We start from the raw sequence: 18,487 nt of genomic DNA on the forward strand, positions 1-18,487 counted from the left end.
GATGCGGCTGCTCGTCTGGGGAACCGCGGTCGTCGCGTACGTCCTCGCGGTGGTCGGACGCTCGGCGCTCGCGGCGACCGGTGTCACGGCGGCCCAGCGCTTCGAGGTCTCGGCCGCGACGCTCTCGCTGCTCGCCGTCCTCTCGCTCGCGGTCTACGCGGCCCTGCAGATCCCGGCGGGCGTGCTCGCCGACCGGTTCGGCGCCCGGCGGCTCATCGCCGGTGGCGCGGTGCTCGTCGCGGTCGGGCAGGCGGTGCTGGCGCTCGCGCCGTCGTTCCCGCTCGCGGTCTGCGGCCGGGTGCTCGCGGGCGCCGGCGACGCGGTGACGTTCGTGAGCATCCTGCGGTTGGTGCCCACCTGGTTCGCCCCGCGACGGGTGCCGCTGGTCAACCAGCTCTCGGGGATCCTCGGCCAGCTCGGGCAGGCGGTGTCGGCGATCCCGCTCGCCGCGCTCGTGGTCTCCGACGGCTGGACCGCGGCCTACCTCTCGGCCGCCGGCGTGACCGGGCTGGTCGCGGCCACGGCGGCGCTGGTGCTGCGCGACGGCCCGATCGAGGCCCGGACCGCGCCGGACGACCGCCCCACCGGGCTCGGCGCGGTGGTGCGCTCGCCCGGCACGCGGCTGGGGTTCTGGTGCCACTTCGCCTCGCCGTTCGGCGGCAACGTGTTCGGGCTGCTGTGGGGCTTCCCGTTCCTCGTGAGCGCCGAGTACGTCCCGCCCGGTGTCGCCCGGGTGCTGACCAGCGGCGTCGTCGTGGTGAACGTCGTGATCGGGCCGCTGTTCGGCCTGGCGTCGGGGCGGTTCCCGCACCGCCGCGTCGCGCTGATCGCCGGGTCGGTGGCCGCGCAGGTCGTGGCGTGGGCGGTCGTGCTCGCGTGGCCGGGCACCGTGCCGTGGCCGGTGCTCGCGGCGCTCGTCGTGGTCCTCGGCAGCGGTGGCTCGGCGTCGTTGGTGGCGTTCGACGTGGCGCGGTCCGCGGTGGCGCCCTCGCAGGTGGGACGGGCGTCGGGGGTGGTCAACGTCGGGGGGTTCACGTCGTCGCTGCTGGTGGTGGCCCTCGTCGGGGTGCTGCTCGACCTGCAGGGCGCGGGTGCCCCGGTTGACTGGACGACGACGGCGTTCGGGGTCGCGATGGCGGTGCACGTGCCGGTGGCCCTGGTCGGGCTGGCCGGGATGGCGCTGGCGGCCCGGCGGGTCCGGCGTGCGACACGTGCGGAGCGTCGTCCCGCCGAGCCGGCGCGCGTCGGCTGACCCCGGCCCGACCGTCGGGTCTGTTCCCCGCATGATCGCTCCCCGTAGCGGGTCCGGGCTCTGGGCGTCCGGTTCCGCTACGGGAAGACGATCACGGTGGCTCAGTGGCCGGCCGCGCAGCGTGGGACCCGCGGTCCCATGATCTGGGCGGCACGAGCGCCGACGCCGTCGTAGCGTGGCGGAGGTGAGCTCTCCTCGCCCAGCCGCTCGTACCGCAGGCACCCCCGCCCCGCCGGCGGGCCTCCCCACGACCCTCGGTGAGCTCCGCGCGAGCGACCACCCCGCCAAGCCCCCCCGCAGCGTCCGCGACGAGCTGCGCGACAACCTGCTGACCACCCTCAAGGCCGGCGAGAACCCGTGGCCCGGCATCGTCGGGTTCGAGCGCACCGTGCTGCCGCAGTTCGAGCGCGCGATCCTCGCGGGGCACGACGTCGTCCTGCTCGGCGAGCGCGGTCAGGGCAAGACCCGCCTGCTGCGCAGCCTCGTCGCGCTGCTCGACGAGTGGACCCCCGTCATCGAGGGCTCGGAGCTCGGCGAGCACCCCGAGCAGCCGATCATTCCGGCGAGCATCCGCCGCGCGGCCGTCGAGGGCGACGCCCTCCCGGTCGGCTGGCGCCACCGCTCCGTGCGGTACGCCGAGAAGCTCGCGACGCCGGACACCTCCGTGGCCGACCTCATCGGCGACGTCGACCCGGTGAAGGTCGCCGAGGGCCGCAGCCTCGGGGACCCGGAGACGATCCACTACGGCCTCGTCCCGCGCACGCACCGCGGGATCGTCACGATCAACGAGCTGCCCGATCTCGCCGAGCGCATCCAGGTCGCACTGCTCAACGTCATGGAGGAGCGGGACATCCAGGTCCGCGGCTACACGCTGCGCCTGCCGCTGGACGTCCTCCTCGTCGCCAGCGCGAACCCCGAGGACTACACCAACCGCGGGCGGATCATCACCCCGCTCAAGGACCGCTTCGGCGCCGAGGTGCGCACCCACTACCCGCTGGAGGTCGCCGGCGAGGTCGCGCTGGTCCGGCAGGAGGCGCACACCGTCGCCGAGGTGCCCGACCACCTCGTCGAGGTGATCGCGCGCTTCACCCGCAACCTGCGCGGTGCCTCCGCGATCGACCAGCGCTCCGGGGTCTCGGCGCGGTTCTCCGTGGCCGCGGCCGAGACCGTGGCCGCCGCGGCGCTGCGCCGCGCCGCGGTGACCGGCGAGGACGCCGCCGTCGCCCGGCCGGTCGACCTCGAGGCCGTGGTGCCGGTGCTGCGCGGCAAGCTCGAGTTCGAGTCCGGCGAGGAGGGCCGCGAGGAGGAGCTGCTGACCCACCTGCTGCGCCGCGCGATCGCCGAGACCGCCCGCAAGCGGCTCGCGGGGGTGGACCTCGGCCCGCTCGCCGACGCCGTCGCCGAGGGCCGCCGGGTGGTGACGGGGGAGCGGGTGCCGGCCCGCGAGGTCGTCGCGACGCTGCCCGCCGTGCCGGTGGTGCGCACCGTCGCCGAGCGGCTCGGCGCGGGCGACACCGAGGCGCCCGGGCCGCTGGCCAGCGCCGTCGAACTGGCGCTGGAGCACCTGTACCTGACGCGCAAGCTGGCCAAGGACAGGGACGACTCAGCCGAGGATGGCGAGGGGAGGGTCACCTATGGCGGCTGAGATCCCCGACGACGACGCCGGCGGTGCGGGCCGTCCCGGGCCCGTCGGCCCCCGCTCCGGGCGCTACACCTATGGCCGGTTCTACGACGGCCCCGATCCGCTCGCCCCCCCGTTCGACCTCCGCGAGGCGATGGACGCGCTGGGCCGGGACGTCATGGAGGGCACCAGCCCGCGGCAGGCGATGCGCGAGCTGATGCGACGCGGGCTGCGCGACCAGCAGGGTCTCGACGACCTGCAGCGGCGGCTGTTCGAGCAGCGCCGCCAGCTGCAGCGCGAGAACCGGATCGACGGCACCCTCCAGGAGATCCGGGAGCTGCTGAACCAGGCCCTCGAGGCCGAGCGGAACTCGCTGCAGGCCGAGGACTCCGACGACGCCCGCTTCCGCGAGATGAGCCTCGACGCGCTGCCGGACTCCCCGGCGGGCGCGGTGCGCGAGCTGGAGAACTACGACTGGCGCAACGCCGAGGCGCGCCAGGCCTACCAGCAGATCCAGGACCTCCTCGGCCGGGAGGCGCTCGACCAGCGCTTCCAGGGCATGAAGGAGGCGATGGAGAACGCGACCCAGGAGGACGTCGACGGGGTCCGGGAGATGCTCTCCGACCTCAACGACCTCCTCGACGCCCACGGGCGGGGCGAGGACACGGCCGAGCAGTTCGCCGAGTTCATGGAGAAGCACGGCCAGTACTTCCCGGAGAACCCGAGCAACGTCGAGGAGCTCGTCGACATCCTGGCGCAGCGGTCGGCGGCCGCCCAGCGGATGATGAACTCGCTCTCGGCCGAGCAGCGCGCCGAGCTCGAGGGCCTCATGCAGTCCGCGTTCGGCGACCCGCGCCTGGCCGATCAGCTCGCCCGGCTGGACTCCCAGCTGCAGGCGATGCGACCGGGGGAGGACTGGGACGGCCAGGGCCGGTTCCGCGGCGACAACCCCATGGGGATGGGTGAGGCGACGCGGGCCATGGAGCAGCTCGCGCAGCTGGACTCGCTCTCCGAGCAGCTCTCGCAGACCTACCCGGGCGCCCGCATGGAGGACATCGACCTCGAGGCGCTCGAGGCGTCCCTCGGTCGGCAGGCCCGGGTGGACGCCCAGCGGCTCGCCGAGCTGGAGCGCGAGCTGGAGAACCAGGGCGTGTTCGAGCGCGCCCCGGACGGGTCGCTGATGCTCTCCCCGAAAGCCCTGCGCCAGCTCGGGCAGTCCGCGCTGCGCGACGTCGTCGGGTCGCTCTCGACGCGCCGCGGCGAGCGGGAGACGCAGCGCTCCGGCGCGGCGGGGGAGGCGAGCGGCGCGACGCGGCCGTGGTCGTTCGGGGACACCGAGCGCTGGGACGTGTCGCGGACGCTGCTCAACGCCGAGATGCGGCACGCCGCCGGCGACGAGCGCGTCCTGGACGTCAGCGACGTCGAGATCGTCGAGACCGAGCAGCGCACCCGCGCGGCGGTGGCGCTGTGCGTGGACACGTCGTGGTCGATGGTGGCCGACGGCCGGTGGGTGCCGATGAAGCGCACCGCGCTGGCGCTGCACCACCTGGTCTCGACGCGCTTCCGCGGGGACGCGCTGCAGATCATCACCTTCGGGCGGCACGCCCGGACGGTGGATCTCGGCGAGCTCACCGGCCTCGAGGGGGCGTGGGAGCAGGGCACGAACCTGCACCACGCGCTGCTGCTCGCGGGCCGGCACCTGCGGAAGAACTCCGACGCCGCCCCGGTGGTCCTCGTCGTCACCGACGGGGAGCCGACCGCACACCTCGAGCCCGACGGGCACGCCGTGTTCGACTACCCGCCGAGCCCGGAGACGCTGCGGGCGACGCTGAACGAGGTGGACGCGATCTCCCGGCTCGGGGCGGCGCTCACGGTGTTCATGCTCGGGGAGGACGCCCGGCTCGAGGAGTTCGTCGACATGGTGGCCCGCCGCAGCGGCGGCCGAGTGGTGGCCCCGGACCTCGACGGTCTGGGGGCCGCGGTGGTCAGCGACTACCTCCACAGCCGACGGCGCTGAATTCAACGATGAGACATTCGATCACTTCGTGGCTCAGCGTGACATTGCGGCCAAGAGAGCCGTCGTGAACGGTGTGATCCACCCGAACGGCGCTAGCGGTGGGTTACTCTGGGAGTAGGCCGGAGTCGAACCCCCCGCGACTCCTGCCGCCCCGGCCGGGCCCTTCCGTTACGAGCGGGGCCGCCGTGCTCGCCCTCGACGGCCCTGTGGCAGGACCCGGCCGGGTCCCACCCGTTCTTCGGACGCCGGGCCCGGACCGGTTCGCTGCCACACGGTTCGCCCCCCGAGCCGCGGGCCGGGGCTTAGGGTCGGGGCATGCGCTCGTGGTCTTCGGTCGAGGTTCCCCCGGTGCCCGGCAACCCGCCCCCGCTGCGGCTCTTCGACACCTCGAGCGGTGAGATCCGGCCCACGGCCCCGGGCCCCTCGGGCGCCACGATGTACGTCTGCGGCATCACCCCGTACGACGCCACGCACCTCGGCCACGCCGCGACCTACCTGGCCTTCGACCTGGTCAACCGGTGCTGGCGCGACGCCGGCCACGACGTCCACTACGTCCAGAACGTCACCGACATCGACGACCCGCTGCTCGAGCGCGCCGAGCGCGACAAGTTCGACTGGATGGTCCTCGGGATGCGGGAGACCGCGCTCTTCCGCGAGGACATGGAGTCGCTGCGGGTGCTGCCGCCGCGCGACTACATCGGGGCGGTCGAGGCCGTCGACGAGATCTCGGAGCTCGTCGGGAAGCTGCTCGCCTCCGGCGCGGCCTACCGGGCCGACGACGCCGAGTTCCCCGACGTCTACTTCGACCACACCGCCACCGCCGACTTCGGCTACGTCTCGCGCTACTCGGAGGCGCGGATGACCGAGGTGTTCCCCGAGCGGGGCGGTGACCCGGACCGGCCGGGCAAGCGCCACCCGCTCGACGCGCTGCTGTGGCGCATGGCCCGCGACGGCGAGCCGTCGTGGCCCTCCGACCTCGGCCACGGGCGTCCGGGCTGGCACGTCGAGTGCACCGCGATCGCGCTGAACCGGCTGGGGGACACCTACGACCTGCAGGGCGGCGGCTCCGACCTCGCCTTCCCGCACCACGAGTTCGGCTCCGCGCACGGCGAGGCCCTCACCGGGGTCCACCCCATGGCCCGGCACTACTGCCACGCCGGGATGATCGGGCTCGACGGCGAGAAGATGTCGAAGTCCAAGGGCAACCTCGTGTTCGTCTCGCGGCTGCGCGGCGACCGGGTCGACCCGATGGCGGTCCGCCTGGCGCTGCTCTCCGGGCACTGGCGCACCGACCGCTCCTGGACGGCCGACCTGCTCACCGGCGGCCAGGCCCGGCTGCACCGCTGGCGCGAGGCCGCCTCGCTCGACTCCGGACCGGACCCGGACGACGTCGTCGACCGGGTGCGGCTCCACCTCGCCGACGACCTCGACACCCCCGGGGCGCTCGCCGCGGTCGACGCCTGGGCCGAGGAGGCGCTGCGGCGGCCGGCATCGGGCGCCGCGGCCGGTGCCGGGCCACGGCTCGCACTCGCGGTCGACGCGCTGCTCGGCGTGACCCTGCACTGAGGGATCGGGTGCGGGGGATGGGCGGGCACAGCGCCGGCGGGACCCGTACCGCCCCGCCCACACCGTCCCGGGTGCACGCCCACCGGGTCGTCGCCCGGCGCCTGGAGTCCGCGCTCGTCGGGCGCGACCCGCACGCCGACCCCACGGGCGGCGACCCCGGCCGGACCCGTCGTCGGGCCCTCGTCGTCGGGGCGCTGCTCGGGGCGCTCGCCCTCGGCGCCGCCGCGGTCGTCGGGCTGGTCCGGGGCGACACCGACTGGCGCGCCGCCGCGATCGTGCGCGGCACACCGTCGGCCACCCTCTACGTCGTCGCCCACGGTCCGGACCGCCTGGTGCCGACGACCGACCTCGCCTCGGCCCGCCTGCTCGCCGCCGGGGTGGACCCGTCGCGGACCGACCCGTCGTCGGGAGGCGGCTCCCTCGACCCCACCCCCGTCCGCGACGACGTGCTCGCCGGCGCCCCGCGCACCGCGCCGGCCGGCCTGGCCGGCGCGCCGGCCGAGCTCCCGGACCGCGACGCTCCGGTCTCGGCCGACGCCTGGGCGGTCTGCGACGCCGTGCGCCCGCCGGGGGACCCCGACGCCGGCCGCCGCGCGACGGCGGTGCTGGGCGGCTTCCCCGGGCTCGGCCGGCCGCTCGCGGGCGAGCAGGCGGTGCTGGCGCGCGGCGACGACGGGGTGACGTGGCTGGTCGCCGACGGGCACCGGGCGGCGCTCGACCCGACGCAGGGGGCGGTGGTGCGCGCCCTCGGGATCGCCGGTGAACCCGCCCGCGCGGCGGGGACGGCGCTGCTGGGCACGCTCCCGGTCGGCGCCCCGCTCGTCCCGCCGCGGGTGCCCGGGGTCGGGCTCCCGCCCGGCGACCAGGAGACGCGGGCCCTCGGCCTCCCCGTGGGGTCGGTGGCGACGGTGGGACCGGGGCAGCGGTTCGTCCTCGTGCTCGACCGCGGCGTGCAGGACGTCCCGGCGGTCGTCGCGCAGCTCGTCCGGTTCGCCGACCCGACCCCGGGCGCCGACCCGGGCATCGCCACGGTCCCCGCGGCGGCGCTCGACCGGGTGCCCCGCGCCGTCGGGGTCGACCTCGGCGCCTACCCCCGGGCCTTCCCGAGGCTCCTGGGCGTGGCCGACGCGCCGGTGGTGTGCGCCCGGCCGTCGGCGGCGCCGGGCAGCGGCACGGCCCTCACCGTCGCGGGGACGCTGCCCACCCCGGTGCCGCCGACGCCGGCCTCGGACCCGACGATCCCCGGCCCGCGGGCGGTCGACGCCGTGCGGATCGCGGGGGCGGGCGCCTACGTCGTGCCGGTCGGGCCGGGCGAGGCCCCGGACCCGGGCCGCGGCGTCGTCGTCGACCCGGTCGGGCGGGTGTTCCCCGTCGCCGACGTGCGCGCGGCGACCGCGCTCGGGCTCGGCGCGCCGCGGCCGGCGCCGCGCAGCGTCGTCGGGTTGCTCCCGCGCGGGCCCGCCCTCGACCTGGACGCGGCGCGCACGCTGCGGTGACCCGGCTCCTTCGTGCCAGGAACGGCACGATCCTGGCGTCGGACGCCAGGACGGCGCCGTTCGCACACCCGGCCGCTCAGCGCTCCCAGGGACCGCCGAGGTTCGGGCCGCCCGCGACGCCGCCGGTGCCCCCGGGGCCACCGCCCGGGTCGCGCCGGCGCAGGTAGCGCTCGAAGTCGGCGGCGATCTCCTCGCCGCTGGCCTCGGTGAGGTCGCTCTCGGCGTCCCCGGCCTCCTCGAGGGCCTTGACGTACTCGCGGACCTCGTCGTCCTCGTCGGCCATCTCCGAGACCGTGCGCTCCCACTTCTCGGCCTGGTCGGGCAGCCCGCCCAGCGGCACCTCGACGTCGAGGACCTCCTCGACGCGCTGCAGCAGCGCGATCGTCGCCTTCGGCGCCGGCGGCTGGGACACGTAATGCGGGACCGCGGCCCAGAACGAGATCGCCGGGATGCCGGCCTGCACGCACGCGTCCTGCAGCACCCCGGTGATCCCGGTGGGGCCCTGGTAGCGGGAGCGCGAGAGGCCGTAGCGGGCCGCCGAGGCCTTGTCGAACGACGACCCGGTGACCGGCACCGGGCGGGTGTGCGGGGTGTCGGCGAGCAGCGCGCCGAGGGTGATCACCGTGGTGATGCCGAGCTCCTCGGCCTTGGTGATGATCTCCGCGACGAACGATCGCCAGCGCATGTTCGGTTCGATGCCCCGGACGAGGACGAGGTCGCGCTCGGAGCCCGGGGGGCGGCACAGCGTGAAGCGGGTGGTCGGCCAGTCGATGGCGCGGCTGATCCCGTCGACGAGCCGGACCGTCGGGCGCGAGACCTGGAAGTCGTAGTAGTCCTCGGGGTCGATCGCGCCCAGCTCGATCGCGTCCCAGTTCAGCGCGAGGTGCTCGACGGCCGTGCTGGCCGCGTCGCCGGCGTCGTTCCAGCCCTCGAACGCGCAGAGCATGACCGGATCGGACAGCTCGCGCGGGGGTTCGAGGTGATCGGAGTCGGACACCTGCGCCAGCTTACGGGTCGTGACGAGGCTCGCAGGAGAACCGGTTGACCGCGCCGGTCACGTTACGATCGTGTGATGGCAACCGAGAGTGAGTCACCGTTCCTGACCGCACTCCACGAGCGTGTCCTCATCGGCGACGGTGCCATGGGCACCGCGTTGCAGGACCAGGATCTCACTCTCGAGGACTTCCAGGACCTCGAGGGCTGCAACGAGATCCTCAACGTCTCGCGTCCGGACGCCGTGCTCGCCGTCCACCACGGACACCTCGACGCCGGCGCCGACGTCATCGAGACCAACACCTTCGGCACCAACTGGCCGAACCTCAACGAGTACGACATCGCGGACCGCATCCGCGAGCTGTCGCTCGAGGGCACCAAGATCGCCCGGCAGGCCGCCGACGAGTACTCCACCCCGGAGCGTCCGCGCTTCGTGTTCGGGTCCAACGGCCCGGGGACGAAGCTGCCGACCCTGGGGCACGCTCCGTTCGCGAAGCTGCGCGACGCGTACGTCGAGTCCGTGCTGGGCCAGCTCGAGGGCGGCGCCGACGCGATCCTCGTCGAGACCTGCCAGGACCTGCTCCAGTCCAAGGCCGCCATCCTCGGCGCCTACCGGGCCATGGAGCAGTACGGGCGCCGTGTCCCCGTCATCTGCCACGTCACCGTCGAGCTCACCGGCACCATGCTGGTCGGCTCCGAGATCACGGCGGCCCTGACGGCGCTGGAGCCGCTCGGCATCGACGGCATCGGCCTGAACTGCGCCACCGGCCCGGCCGAGATGAGCGAGCACCTGCGCGCCCTCTCCCGGCAGTCGCGCATCCCGGTGACGGTCATGCCCAACGCCGGCCTGCCCGAGCTCGGCCCGAACGGGCCCGAGTACCCGCTGCAGCCCGACGAGCTCGCGGACTACTGCGCCTCCTTCATCACCGACTACGGCCTGCAGCTCGTCGGCGGCTGCTGCGGCACCACCAACGAGCACGTGCGCGCGCTCGTGGAGAAGTGCCGCGACCTGACGCCGGCGGAGCGCAACCCGCAGCCCGAGCCCGGCATCTCCTCGATGTACCAGTCGGTGCCGTTCCGCCAGGACGTCGGCCTCCTCATGATCGGCGAGCGTTCGAACGCCAACGGCTCCAAGGCGTTCCGCGAGGCCATGGTCGAGGACGACTACGAGAAGTGCGTGGACATCGCGAAGGCGCAGACCCGCGAGGGCGCCCACTGGATGGACCTCTGCATCGACTACGTCGGGCGTGACGGCGTGGCGGACATGGACCGCCTCGCCCACGACGTGTCGACCGCCTCCACGCTGCCCGTGGTACTCGACTCCACCGAGCCCGAGGTGCTGCAGACCGGCCTCGAGCAGCTCGGCGGCCGCTCCGCGATCAACTCGGTGAACTACGAGGACGGCGACGGCCCGGACTCCCGGTTCCAGAAGATCATGCGGATCGCGAAGGAGCACGGCGCCGCCGTCGTCGGGCTCTGCATCGACGAGGAGGGCCAGGCCCGCACCGCGGAGTGGAAGACCCGTGTGGCCTTCCGGCTGATCGAGGACCTCACCGAGAACTGGGGCATGCGGGTCGAGGACATCATCATCGATTGCCTGACCTTCCCGATCTCCACCGGCCAGGAGGAGGTCCGCAAGGACGGCATCGAGACGATCAACGCGATCAAGCAGCTCAAGGAGCGCTACCCCGAGGTCCAGACCACCCTCGGCCTGTCGAACATCTCTTTCGGCCTGAACCCGGCCGCGCGCCAGGTGCTGAACTCGGTATTCCTCTCCGAGTGCGTCGACGCGGGCCTCGACACCGCGATCCTCAACGCATCGAAGATTCTGCCGATGTCGCAGATCGACGACGAGCAGCGCGACGCCGCCCTCGACCTCGTCTACGACCGGCGCCACGAGGACCGGGACACCCCGGACCCGCTGCAGCACTTCATGAACCTCTTCGAGGGCGTGTCGGCGCAGTCGTCGAAGGACCAGCGCGCCGAGGAGCTCGCAGCCATGCCGCTGTTCGAGCGCCTCGCGCAGCGCATCGTCGACGGCAACCGCAACGGCCTCGAGGAGGACCTCGACGCCGGCATGCAGGAGAAGGACCCGCTCGAGATCATCAACACCGACCTGCTGGGCGGGATGAAGACCGTCGGCGAGCTCTTCGGGGCCGGCAAGATGCAGCTGCCGTTCGTGCTCGCCTCGGCCGAGGTCATGAAGGCCGCCGTGGCCCACCTCGAGCCGCACATGGAGGCGACCGACAACTCCGGCAAGGGCAAGATCCTGCTGGCGACGGTCAAGGGCGACGTCCACGACATCGGCAAGAACCTCGTCGACATCATCCTGTCCAACAACGGCTACGACGTGGTCAACATCGGCATCAAGCAGCCGATCAACGCCATCCTCGAGGCGGCCGACGAGAACAAGGTCGACGCGATCGGGATGTCCGGGCTGCTGGTGAAGTCCACCGTGGTCATGAAGGACAACCTGCAGGAGATGAACGACCGCGGCGTCGCCGACAAGTACCCGGTGCTGCTCGGTGGCGCGGCGCTGACCCGCTCCTACGTCGAGAACGACCTCGGCGAGCTCTACCGGGGCGACGTCCGGTACGCGAAGGACGCGTTCGAGGGCCTGCGGCTCATGGACTCGGTCATGACCGGGGAGGGCCCGTCGGAGGAGGAGAAGGAGAAGGCCGCCGAGCGCAAGGAGCGCCGGGAGCGCTCCGAGCGCATCAAGGCCAAGCGCGAGGCCGAGGCCGGCGGCGAGAACCCCTCGTACGACCCCGACGCCATCTCCGACGTCGCCCGCCGCATCGAGGTCCCGGCGCCGCCGTTCTGGGGCACCCGCGTGGTCCGCGGCATCCGGCTGGCCGACTTCGCCGCGCTGCTCGACGAGCGCGCGACGTTCTTCGGGCAGTGGGGCCTACGCGGCTCCAAGGGCGACGACGGGCCGAGCTACGAGGAGCTCGTCGAGACCGAGGGCCGGCCGCGGCTGCGCTACTGGCTCGACCGGCTGCAGTCCGAGGGCATCCTCGCCCACGCCGCGGTCGTCGCCGGCTACTTTCCGGTGATCTCCGAGGGCCAGGACGTCGTCGTGCTCGACGAGGCCAAGCCGGACGCGAACGAGCTGCACCGCTTCTCGTTCCCGCGCCAGAAGCGTGACCGGCGCCTGTGCCTCGCGGACTTCTTCCGGACCCGCGACGAGGCCCGCGAGCTCGGCGGCGTCGACGTCATGCCGATGAACCTCGTCACGATGGGCCAGCCGATCGCGGACTTCGCCAACGAGCTCTTCGCGAAGAACTCCTACCGCGACTACCTCGAGGTCCACGGCCTGGGCGTGCAGCTCACCGAGGCGCTGGCCGAGTACTGGCACCGCCGCGTCCGCGAGGAGCTGACCTTCGCGGACGGCTCGACGATGGCCGACCAGGACCCGGCCGACGTCCACGAGTACTTCAAGCTCGGGTACCGCGGCGCGCGCTACTCCCTGGGCTACGGGGCCTGCCCGAACGTCGAGGACCGGGAGAAGATCGTCGAGCTGCTCGACCCGAGCCGCATCGGCGTCGAGCTCTCCGACGAGGACCAGCTCCACCCGGAGCAGTCCACCGACGCGATGGTCGTGCACCACCCGGAGGCGAAGTACTTCAACGCATGAGCCGGTTGGCCGCCGTCCTGTGGGACATGGACGGCACGCTGGTCGACTCGGAGGGTCTCTGGTCGATCTCGATGGCCGAGCTCGCCGCCGACCTGGGCGGCGAGCTCTCGGCCGCGACCCGGGACGAGCTCACCGGCTCCAGCCTGCGCAACACGGTGGTGACGGTGCGCCGCGAGCTCGGGATCCGCGATCCCGAGGACGAGGCGGGCGTGGCCCGCGACGGGCGGTGGCTCCTGGACCGCACGTTCGCGCTCTTCAGCGAGGGGCTGCCGTGGCGTCCCGGTGCGCGGGAGGCCCTCGAGGTCGTCCGCGAGGCCGGGCTGCGCACCGCGCTGGTGACCAGCACCTACCGCGAGCTCACCGAGGTCGCGCTGGACACCCTCGGGCGGGGCTTCTTCGACGTGACGGTCTGCGGGGACGAGGTGGCGGCCACCAAGCCCGATCCCGCGCCGTACCTGCGGGCCGCGGACCTGCTCGGCGTCGAGCCGGCGCGCTGCGTCGCGGTCGAGGACTCGTCGGCGGGTGCGACGGCGGCCGAGGGGGCCGGCGCCACCGTGCTCGTGGTGCCCGCCGGGGTCGAGGTCCCGCCCGGAGAGCGGCGCACCTTTCGCGGCACCCTCGACGGTCTCGGGGTCGGCGAGCTGCGGTCGCTCCTGGCCGCCGGGGTGCATTAGCCCGTCCGGCCCAGCGCTGTGCCGCCGAGCGCGTTGCGCCTACCGACCGTCGCCGACCGCTTGCCTTGCGAGGACCCGAACGGCGAGCGCATTCCACACCGGTGGTGCGACCATCATGTGACGTGAAGACGTTCGAGGGGCTTTTCGAGGAGCTCAGCACCAAGGCACGGGAGCGGCCGGCGGGATCGGGCACGGTCGCCGCGCTCGATGACGGTGTGCACGCACAGGGCAAGAAGGTGCTCGAGGAGGCTGGTGAGGTGTGGCTGGCCGCCGAGCACGAGACCGACGACAAGCTGGCGGAGGAGATCTCCCAGCTGCTCTACCGCACCCAGGTGATCATGCTCGGACGTGGCCTCTCGCTCGAGGACGTCTACAAGTACCTCTGACCCTGCCCGCCCCGTGACACCACGGGCGCGAGCTTGATCGCGCCCGCCAGGAGAGACAGCCATGCTCCGCGTCGCCGTCCCGAACAAGGGATCCCTCGCCGACGAGGCGTCGCGCATGCTGCGCGACGCCGGCTACCGGCAACGGTCGGACAACCGCGACCTGTCCCTGACCGACGAGGCGAACGGGGTGCAGTTCTTCTACCTGCGGCCCAAGGACATCGCGACCTACGTCTCCGAGGGCCAGCTGCACCTCGGCATCACCGGGCACGACCTCACCGAGGAGTCCTCGGCCTCGGTCAACGAGGTGCTCGAGCTCGGCTTCGGTCAGTCCCAGTTCCGCTACGCCGCCCCGGTGGGGAACGCCTGGAGCATCCAGGACCTCGCCGGCAAGCGGATCGCCACGTCGTTCCCGCGGCTCGTCCGGGCCAACCTGGCCCAGCAGCGGATCGCCGCCAAGGACGTCATCCGGCTCGACGGGGCCGTCGAGGTCTCGATCGAGCTCGAGGTGGCCGACGCCATCGCCGACGTCGTCTCCACCGGTCGCACGCTCGCCCAGCACGGCCTGGAGACCATCGGCGAGCCGATCCTCGCCTCGCAGGCCGTGGTGGTCGATCGCAACGCGAAGTTCGACCAGCAGCCCGATCCGGACGACATCCTCAAGGCCAAGTACCGGTTCGTCGAGCGGCTGCGCGGCGTCGTGTTCGCCCGCCAGTACGTGATGCTCGACTACGACTGCCCGGAGGCGGTGCAGGAGGACGCCGTCCGCGTGACGCCTGGCGTGCAGGCGCCGACAGTCGCGCCGCTCTCGCTCGACGGCTGGGTCGCGGTGCGGGCGATGGTGCGGCGCACTCGGGTCAACGACGTCATGGACGAGCTGGCCGACCTGGGCTGCACCGGCATCGTCACCGCGTCGCTGCAGTCGTGCCGGGCGGTGCTCCCCGGGCACGGCGGGGTCAGCTCGATCCCGGGCGCGACGCCGCCGCCGGCCGAGGCGCCGTCGTCGTCCGACGCGGGCACCAGCCGGTTGGGCGTGGGCGGGCGCTGAGTCGGGCCCCGGGTCCAGCGGGGGCCTAGCGCGGGCGGACGGTGAGGGCCTGCGCGGCCCGCCCGACGGGGCCCGCCTCGTCGTGCAGCACCGAGTACGCGGTCCCGGTGCCCTCGGGGCCGAGCACGCTGTCGGCGTCGAGCCCCGTCCACTCGCCCTGCGGGGCGCGGTGGAGGTGCAGCGTCAGATCGGTGTTGACGAAGAGCCACTGCCGCAGGTCGAGGCGGGAGGCCGCGCCGTTGGTGGAGTCGGCGACGGCGGCGAGGCGCTGGGTCGGTGACGGCTCCTCGCCCGCCACCACCTGCGTGAGCACCCGCCCCCAGGCGCGGCCCGGTCCGAGCTCGTCGAGCCCGCCGTCGAGCCAGCGCCAGTCGACCGAGGTGAGGTAGCCGGGCAGCCAGCCGTCGGGGAGGGCGCGCGGTCGGCCCTGCTCCCGATCGGGGAGGGCCGACATGGTCGTGCCGGGGACGGTGGCCACGCCCGCCGTGTCGACCACCCCGTGGAACCAGCCGGTCGCCCGCGCCACCGCCCGCGGCGTTCCCGAGGCCGGGTCGGGCGAGGCGAGCTCCGCGGTGACGAGCTCGATGGTGCGGCCGGCGCGGGCGACCCGGGAGCGCAGCTCCAGGGCGCCCACCGGCACCTTGCCGAGCACCTCCACCGTGACCCGGGCCAGGCGGACGTCGTCGCGCCCGGACTCCCGCTCGAGCGCCCGGACCAGCAGGGCGCTCGGCGGGCCCATGTGCTGGGCGTCGGGGAACCAGGGACCCGCCGTCGACCCGGAGGCCTCGACGCGGCTGATGGTGCCCTCCCGGTGGGTGTCCTCGTCCACGATGCGGAAGTACGGCTCGGGCGCGGGGGAGCTCACGGGGCCGCAGTCTGCTCCTGATCGTCCCCGTGATCATCCGGGGCGGGGTCGGGCCAGCCCGGGTAGTCCGGCGGGGTGCCACCGAACGCCGGGCATGCGGCCTGGTGGGAGCACCAGGCGCACATCCGGCCGGGGTTCGGGCGGAAGTCGCCGGTGGGCGCCGCGCGCAGCACCGCCTGCCACAGCGCCACGAGGGTCCGCTCGAAGCGCGCCAGCTCCTCGTGGCCGGGGCGCAGGCTCAGGCTCTCCCCGTCCCCGAGGTACATCAGGCGCAGCTGGTCGGCCAGCACCCCTCGACTGCGCAGGAGCACGAGCGCGTAGAACTTCAGCTGGAAGAGCGCCCGGGCCTCGAACACCGCCCGGGGTGCGGAGCCGGTCTTGTAGTCGACGATGCGCAGCTCGCCCCCGGCTCCGACGTCGAGCCGGTCGACGTAGCCGCGCAGCCCCACCCCGGAATCCAGTTCCGCCTCCAGGAACACCTCGCAGGCCTCCGGGGGGAGCCTCCTCGGGTCCTCCATGGCGAAGTAGGCGTCGACGAGCCGGGCGGCGTCGGCGCGGTCGAGCAGCGCCCGGTCCTCCCCGGTGAGCTCGGCGGCGACTTCGGCGAGCAGCGCGTGGGCCCGGGCCGGGACCCGCTGCGCGGCAGGCAGCCCGAAGAGGCGCTCCAGAACGGCGTGCACGACGATCCCGCGCACCTGGGCGGGCGAGCGCTGCTCGGGCAGCCGGTCGACCACCCGGAACCGGTAGAGCAGCGGGCACTGCTTGAAGTCCGCGGCGCGGGAGGGCGAGAGGGCGGGCCGACGGCGCGGGCGCTCCTCGTCGAGCCGGCGCGGGGTGACCGGGCGCGGCTCCTCCGGGGCCGGGCGGGGGAGCGGCACCGCGAGCTGCTGCTCGGCCGGGGCGCGGTCGGCGTCGATCATGTCCGGGACGCTACGACGACCCCCCGACAGCCACGTGGTGTTCCGCGGAGGACGGGGTCCGGCGGTCCGGGTCCGCTCGGCGGGCTCGACCGCCTTGCCGTCCCTCCCGCGGGAGGCGATCCACTTCTCGGGAGCGACACGCGCACGATCTGACCCGACCCGCGACCGAAGATCAGATCTTGACTTGCGGAGGAGCCGCGGGGCATCTGGCCGCGTCCAACCCGGGTGAAGGACGATCGTCGTGAGGAACGACTCCGGGCCCTGCTCCGGGCCCAGGACGGCATGCTCAGCGTGCGGCAGGCGGAGGACGCCGGTCTCACCCCGGCAGCGATCGCCGGTCGGGTGCGGGCCGGCCAGTTGTTGCGGGACCTCAGCGGTGTGCTGCGGGCCGCGGACCACCCGGTCACCCCTCGGTCCCGGATTCGGGCGGCGATGCTCTCGCTGGGCGACGAGGCGACGCTCGTCGGACGGAGTGGGGCGTACTGGTGGCGGATCATCGACGTCGCACCGGCCGAGATCCAGGTGGCGGTCCCGCACGGGAGCCGCCCGCGGCGGAGGCCGGGCGTCCGCATCGTCCGGCGTGCTGCGGACCCGGTCGATCGGGTGATCGTCGACGGGGTGGCCGTGACGAAGAAGCCGGCGACGGTACTCACCGCGGCGACGTCCTCGGGCCTCGTCGCGGGGGCATCTTGCGCGTGTCGCTCCCGACAAGTCGATCATGCTGCGACAGACCCCTGAGGACCGGGCGCCCAGGGTGCAGGCACCCTCCGCCTAGGCTGGCCCGCCGTGCAGGACGAGGTGACCGGCCCCCAGGACGCGGCCGACGCGGTGGCGGCCGACGACCCCGAGGCGGCCGACGAGGCCGCCGAGACCCCCGTGGCGGCCGACGATCCGGTGGCGGCCGCCGACCCCGCCGACCACGACGACGTCCCCCGCGGCCCCGCCCGCAGCGGACCGTTCCTCCCGGGCGACCGCGTGCAGTTGACCGACCCCAAGGGCCGCCACTTCAGCCTCGTCCTCGAGCCCGGGCAGACCTACCACACCCACCGCGGCGCGATCGCCCACGACAAGCTCATCGGGGCGCCCGAGGGCAGCGTCGTCCACTCCGCGGCCAACACCCCCTACCTGGCGCTGCGGCCGCTCCTGCCGGACTACGTGCTCGCGATGCCGCGCGGGGCGCAGGTGATCTACCCCAAGGACGCCGCCCAGATCGTCACCTGGGGCGACGTCTTCCCGGGGGCGCGGGTGCTCGAGGCCGGGGCAGGGTCCGGGGCGCTGACGCTGAGCCTGCTGCGCGCGGTCGGGCCGGAGGGCACCGTCACCTCCTACGAGATCCGCGACGACCACCTGGACCACGCCGAGCGCAACGTCGCGCGGTTCCTCGGCGAGCACCCGTCCAACTGGACCCTGCGCCTCGGCGACGTCGCGGACGCCGACGGCGAGTACGACCGCATCGTCCTCGACATGGTCTCCCCGTGGGACGTCCTCCCGACGGTGCGCCGCCTGCTCGTGCCCGGCGGCGTCCTGGTCGGCTACGTCGCCACCACCACCCAGCTCTCGACGCTCACCGAGGCGCTGCGCGAGCAGGCCTGCTGGACCGAGCCGCAGGCGTGGGAGTCGCTGGTGCGTCCCTGGCACAGCGTCGGGCTCGCGGTGCGCCCGGAGCACCGGATGATCGCCCACACCGCGTTCCTGGTGACCGCTCGGCGACTCGCGGACGGGGTCGTGCCGCCCCGGGTGCAGCGGCGGCCGAGCCGTGGATAGCGACTGGTCAGACACCGTCAGTGATCATCTTGACAGGTAAGAACCACCCCGCGTGACCTCGCGCAAGTACGTGGCGCGAGAAGTCCGTCACCGGCTCGCTACTCCACGGACACCCGTGTTCACGGGTACGGTGACGCCACGGAGTAGCGGGAGGAGGGCGCCGTGAGCATGAACGACGACCCCAGGGGCCGATCCGACCAGGGCCGCGACCGAGGCGCGGCGGACATGGCGGCACAGGTGCGATTCCTCGA

At 73.9% G+C, this 18,487-nt stretch carries 14 protein-coding genes; 11 read left to right on the forward strand and 3 right to left on the reverse strand.

What is annotated here, in order from left to right; all coding sequences use genetic code 11:
* Window position 1: 1 nt before the first annotated feature.
* The 5 genes from VGH76_RS19000 to eccB all read left to right on the forward strand — a co-directional run bounded on the left by VGH76_RS19000 (window position 2) and on the right by eccB (window position 7,952).
* Window positions 2-1,252: an MFS transporter gene (locus tag VGH76_RS19000; protein ID WP_331558290.1), complete on the forward strand. Its 1,251-nt coding sequence runs from the start codon at window positions 2-4 to the stop codon at window positions 1,250-1,252.
* 184 nt (window positions 1,253-1,436) lie between these two features.
* Window positions 1,437-2,897, forward strand: coding sequence for a sigma 54-interacting transcriptional regulator (locus VGH76_RS19005; protein ID WP_331558274.1), 1,461 nt, complete (start codon window positions 1,437-1,439; stop codon window positions 2,895-2,897).
* Entirely contained in the window at window positions 2,887-4,890 is a 2,004-nt protein-coding gene (locus tag VGH76_RS19010; protein ID WP_331558275.1) for a VWA domain-containing protein, read from the forward strand. Before VGH76_RS19005 ends, VGH76_RS19010 begins: the two co-directional genes overlap by 11 nt.
* A gap of 315 nt (window positions 4,891-5,205) precedes the next feature.
* Window positions 5,206-6,456 (forward strand): cysteine--1-D-myo-inosityl 2-amino-2-deoxy-alpha-D-glucopyranoside ligase, encoded by a 1,251-nt coding sequence (mshC, locus tag VGH76_RS19015; protein ID WP_331558276.1) that lies wholly within the window; start codon window positions 5,206-5,208, stop codon window positions 6,454-6,456.
* Window positions 6,457-6,473: 17 nt separating this feature from the next.
* Complete coding sequence (gene eccB, locus VGH76_RS19020; RefSeq protein WP_331558277.1) at window positions 6,474-7,952, forward strand: type VII secretion protein EccB; 1,479 nt, start codon at window positions 6,474-6,476, stop codon at window positions 7,950-7,952.
* A gap of 76 nt (window positions 7,953-8,028) precedes the next feature.
* Here eccB and VGH76_RS19025 read toward each other — a convergent pair whose 3' ends face one another.
* The gene (locus tag VGH76_RS19025) at window positions 8,029-8,898 is read right to left on the reverse strand and encodes a PAC2 family protein (protein ID WP_331558291.1); all 870 of its coding nucleotides are present in this window, start codon (window positions 8,896-8,898) and stop codon (window positions 8,029-8,031) included.
* Between the two features lie 126 nt (window positions 8,899-9,024).
* Between VGH76_RS19025 and metH the strand changes: the two genes are divergently transcribed.
* The 4 genes from metH (at window position 9,025) to hisG (ending at window position 14,687) form a co-directional block, all read left to right on the forward strand.
* Window positions 9,025-12,582 carry a methionine synthase gene (gene metH / locus VGH76_RS19030; RefSeq protein WP_331558278.1) on the forward strand — a complete coding sequence of 1,186 codons (3,558 nt, stop codon included), beginning with the start codon at window positions 9,025-9,027 and terminating at the stop codon, window positions 12,580-12,582.
* The gene (locus VGH76_RS19035) at window positions 12,579-13,256 is read left to right on the forward strand and encodes an HAD family phosphatase (protein ID WP_331558279.1); all 678 of its coding nucleotides are present in this window, start codon (window positions 12,579-12,581) and stop codon (window positions 13,254-13,256) included. The genes metH and VGH76_RS19035 overlap by 4 nt, the downstream gene beginning before the upstream one ends.
* 122 nt (window positions 13,257-13,378) lie before the next feature.
* Window positions 13,379-13,642 (forward strand): phosphoribosyl-ATP diphosphatase, encoded by a 264-nt coding sequence (locus tag VGH76_RS19040; protein WP_331558280.1) that lies wholly within the window; start codon window positions 13,379-13,381, stop codon window positions 13,640-13,642.
* Between the two features lie 61 nt (window positions 13,643-13,703).
* Complete coding sequence (hisG, locus tag VGH76_RS19045) at window positions 13,704-14,687, forward strand: ATP phosphoribosyltransferase (protein WP_331558281.1); 984 nt, start codon at window positions 13,704-13,706, stop codon at window positions 14,685-14,687.
* Window positions 14,688-14,712: 25 nt separating this feature from the next.
* Here hisG and VGH76_RS19050 read toward each other — a convergent pair whose 3' ends face one another.
* On the reverse strand, window positions 14,713-15,552 hold the full coding sequence (locus tag VGH76_RS19050; RefSeq protein ID WP_331558282.1) for a thioesterase family protein: 840 nt from the start codon (window positions 15,550-15,552) through the stop codon (window positions 14,713-14,715).
* Window positions 15,549-16,472 carry a RecB family exonuclease gene (locus VGH76_RS19055; RefSeq protein ID WP_331558283.1) on the reverse strand — a complete coding sequence of 308 codons (924 nt, stop codon included), beginning with the start codon at window positions 16,470-16,472 and terminating at the stop codon, window positions 15,549-15,551. The genes VGH76_RS19050 and VGH76_RS19055 overlap by 4 nt, the downstream gene beginning before the upstream one ends.
* 282 nt (window positions 16,473-16,754) lie before the next feature.
* Here VGH76_RS19055 and VGH76_RS19060 point away from each other — a divergent pair, with 282 nt between their 5' ends.
* Window positions 16,755-17,210: a hypothetical protein gene (locus tag VGH76_RS19060; protein ID WP_331558284.1), complete on the forward strand. Its 456-nt coding sequence runs from the start codon at window positions 16,755-16,757 to the stop codon at window positions 17,208-17,210.
* A 156-nt stretch (window positions 17,211-17,366) separates the two neighbouring features.
* Window positions 17,367-18,236, forward strand: coding sequence for a tRNA (adenine-N1)-methyltransferase (locus VGH76_RS19065; RefSeq protein WP_331558292.1), 870 nt, complete (start codon window positions 17,367-17,369; stop codon window positions 18,234-18,236).
* The last annotated feature ends 251 nt before the right edge of the window (window positions 18,237-18,487 follow it).

Source organism: Actinomycetospora sp. (assembly GCF_036497585.1).
GTDB lineage: Bacteria > Actinomycetota > Actinomycetes > Mycobacteriales > Pseudonocardiaceae > Actinomycetospora.

Coding starts and splice junctions, on each gene's coding strand:
- VGH76_RS19000 (WP_331558290.1), top strand. CDS start 2: ATGCGGCTGCTCGTCTGGGGAACCGCGGTCGTCGCGTACGTCCTCGCG.
- VGH76_RS19010 (WP_331558275.1), top strand. CDS start 2,887: ATGGCGGCTGAGATCCCCGACGACGACGCCGGCGGTGCGGGCCGTCCC.
- mshC (WP_331558276.1), top strand. CDS start 5,206: ATGCGCTCGTGGTCTTCGGTCGAGGTTCCCCCGGTGCCCGGCAACCCG.
- eccB (WP_331558277.1), top strand. CDS start 6,474: ATGGGCGGGCACAGCGCCGGCGGGACCCGTACCGCCCCGCCCACACCG.
- VGH76_RS19025 (WP_331558291.1), bottom strand. CDS start 8,898: ATGCTCTGCGCGTTCGAGGGCTGGAACGACGCCGGCGACGCGGCCAGC.
- metH (WP_331558278.1), top strand. CDS start 9,025: ATGGCAACCGAGAGTGAGTCACCGTTCCTGACCGCACTCCACGAGCGT.
- VGH76_RS19035 (WP_331558279.1), top strand. CDS start 12,579: ATGAGCCGGTTGGCCGCCGTCCTGTGGGACATGGACGGCACGCTGGTC.
- hisG (WP_331558281.1), top strand. CDS start 13,704: ATGCTCCGCGTCGCCGTCCCGAACAAGGGATCCCTCGCCGACGAGGCG.
- VGH76_RS19055 (WP_331558283.1), bottom strand. CDS start 16,472: ATGATCGACGCCGACCGCGCCCCGGCCGAGCAGCAGCTCGCGGTGCCG.
- VGH76_RS19060 (WP_331558284.1), top strand. CDS start 16,755: ATGCTCAGCGTGCGGCAGGCGGAGGACGCCGGTCTCACCCCGGCAGCG.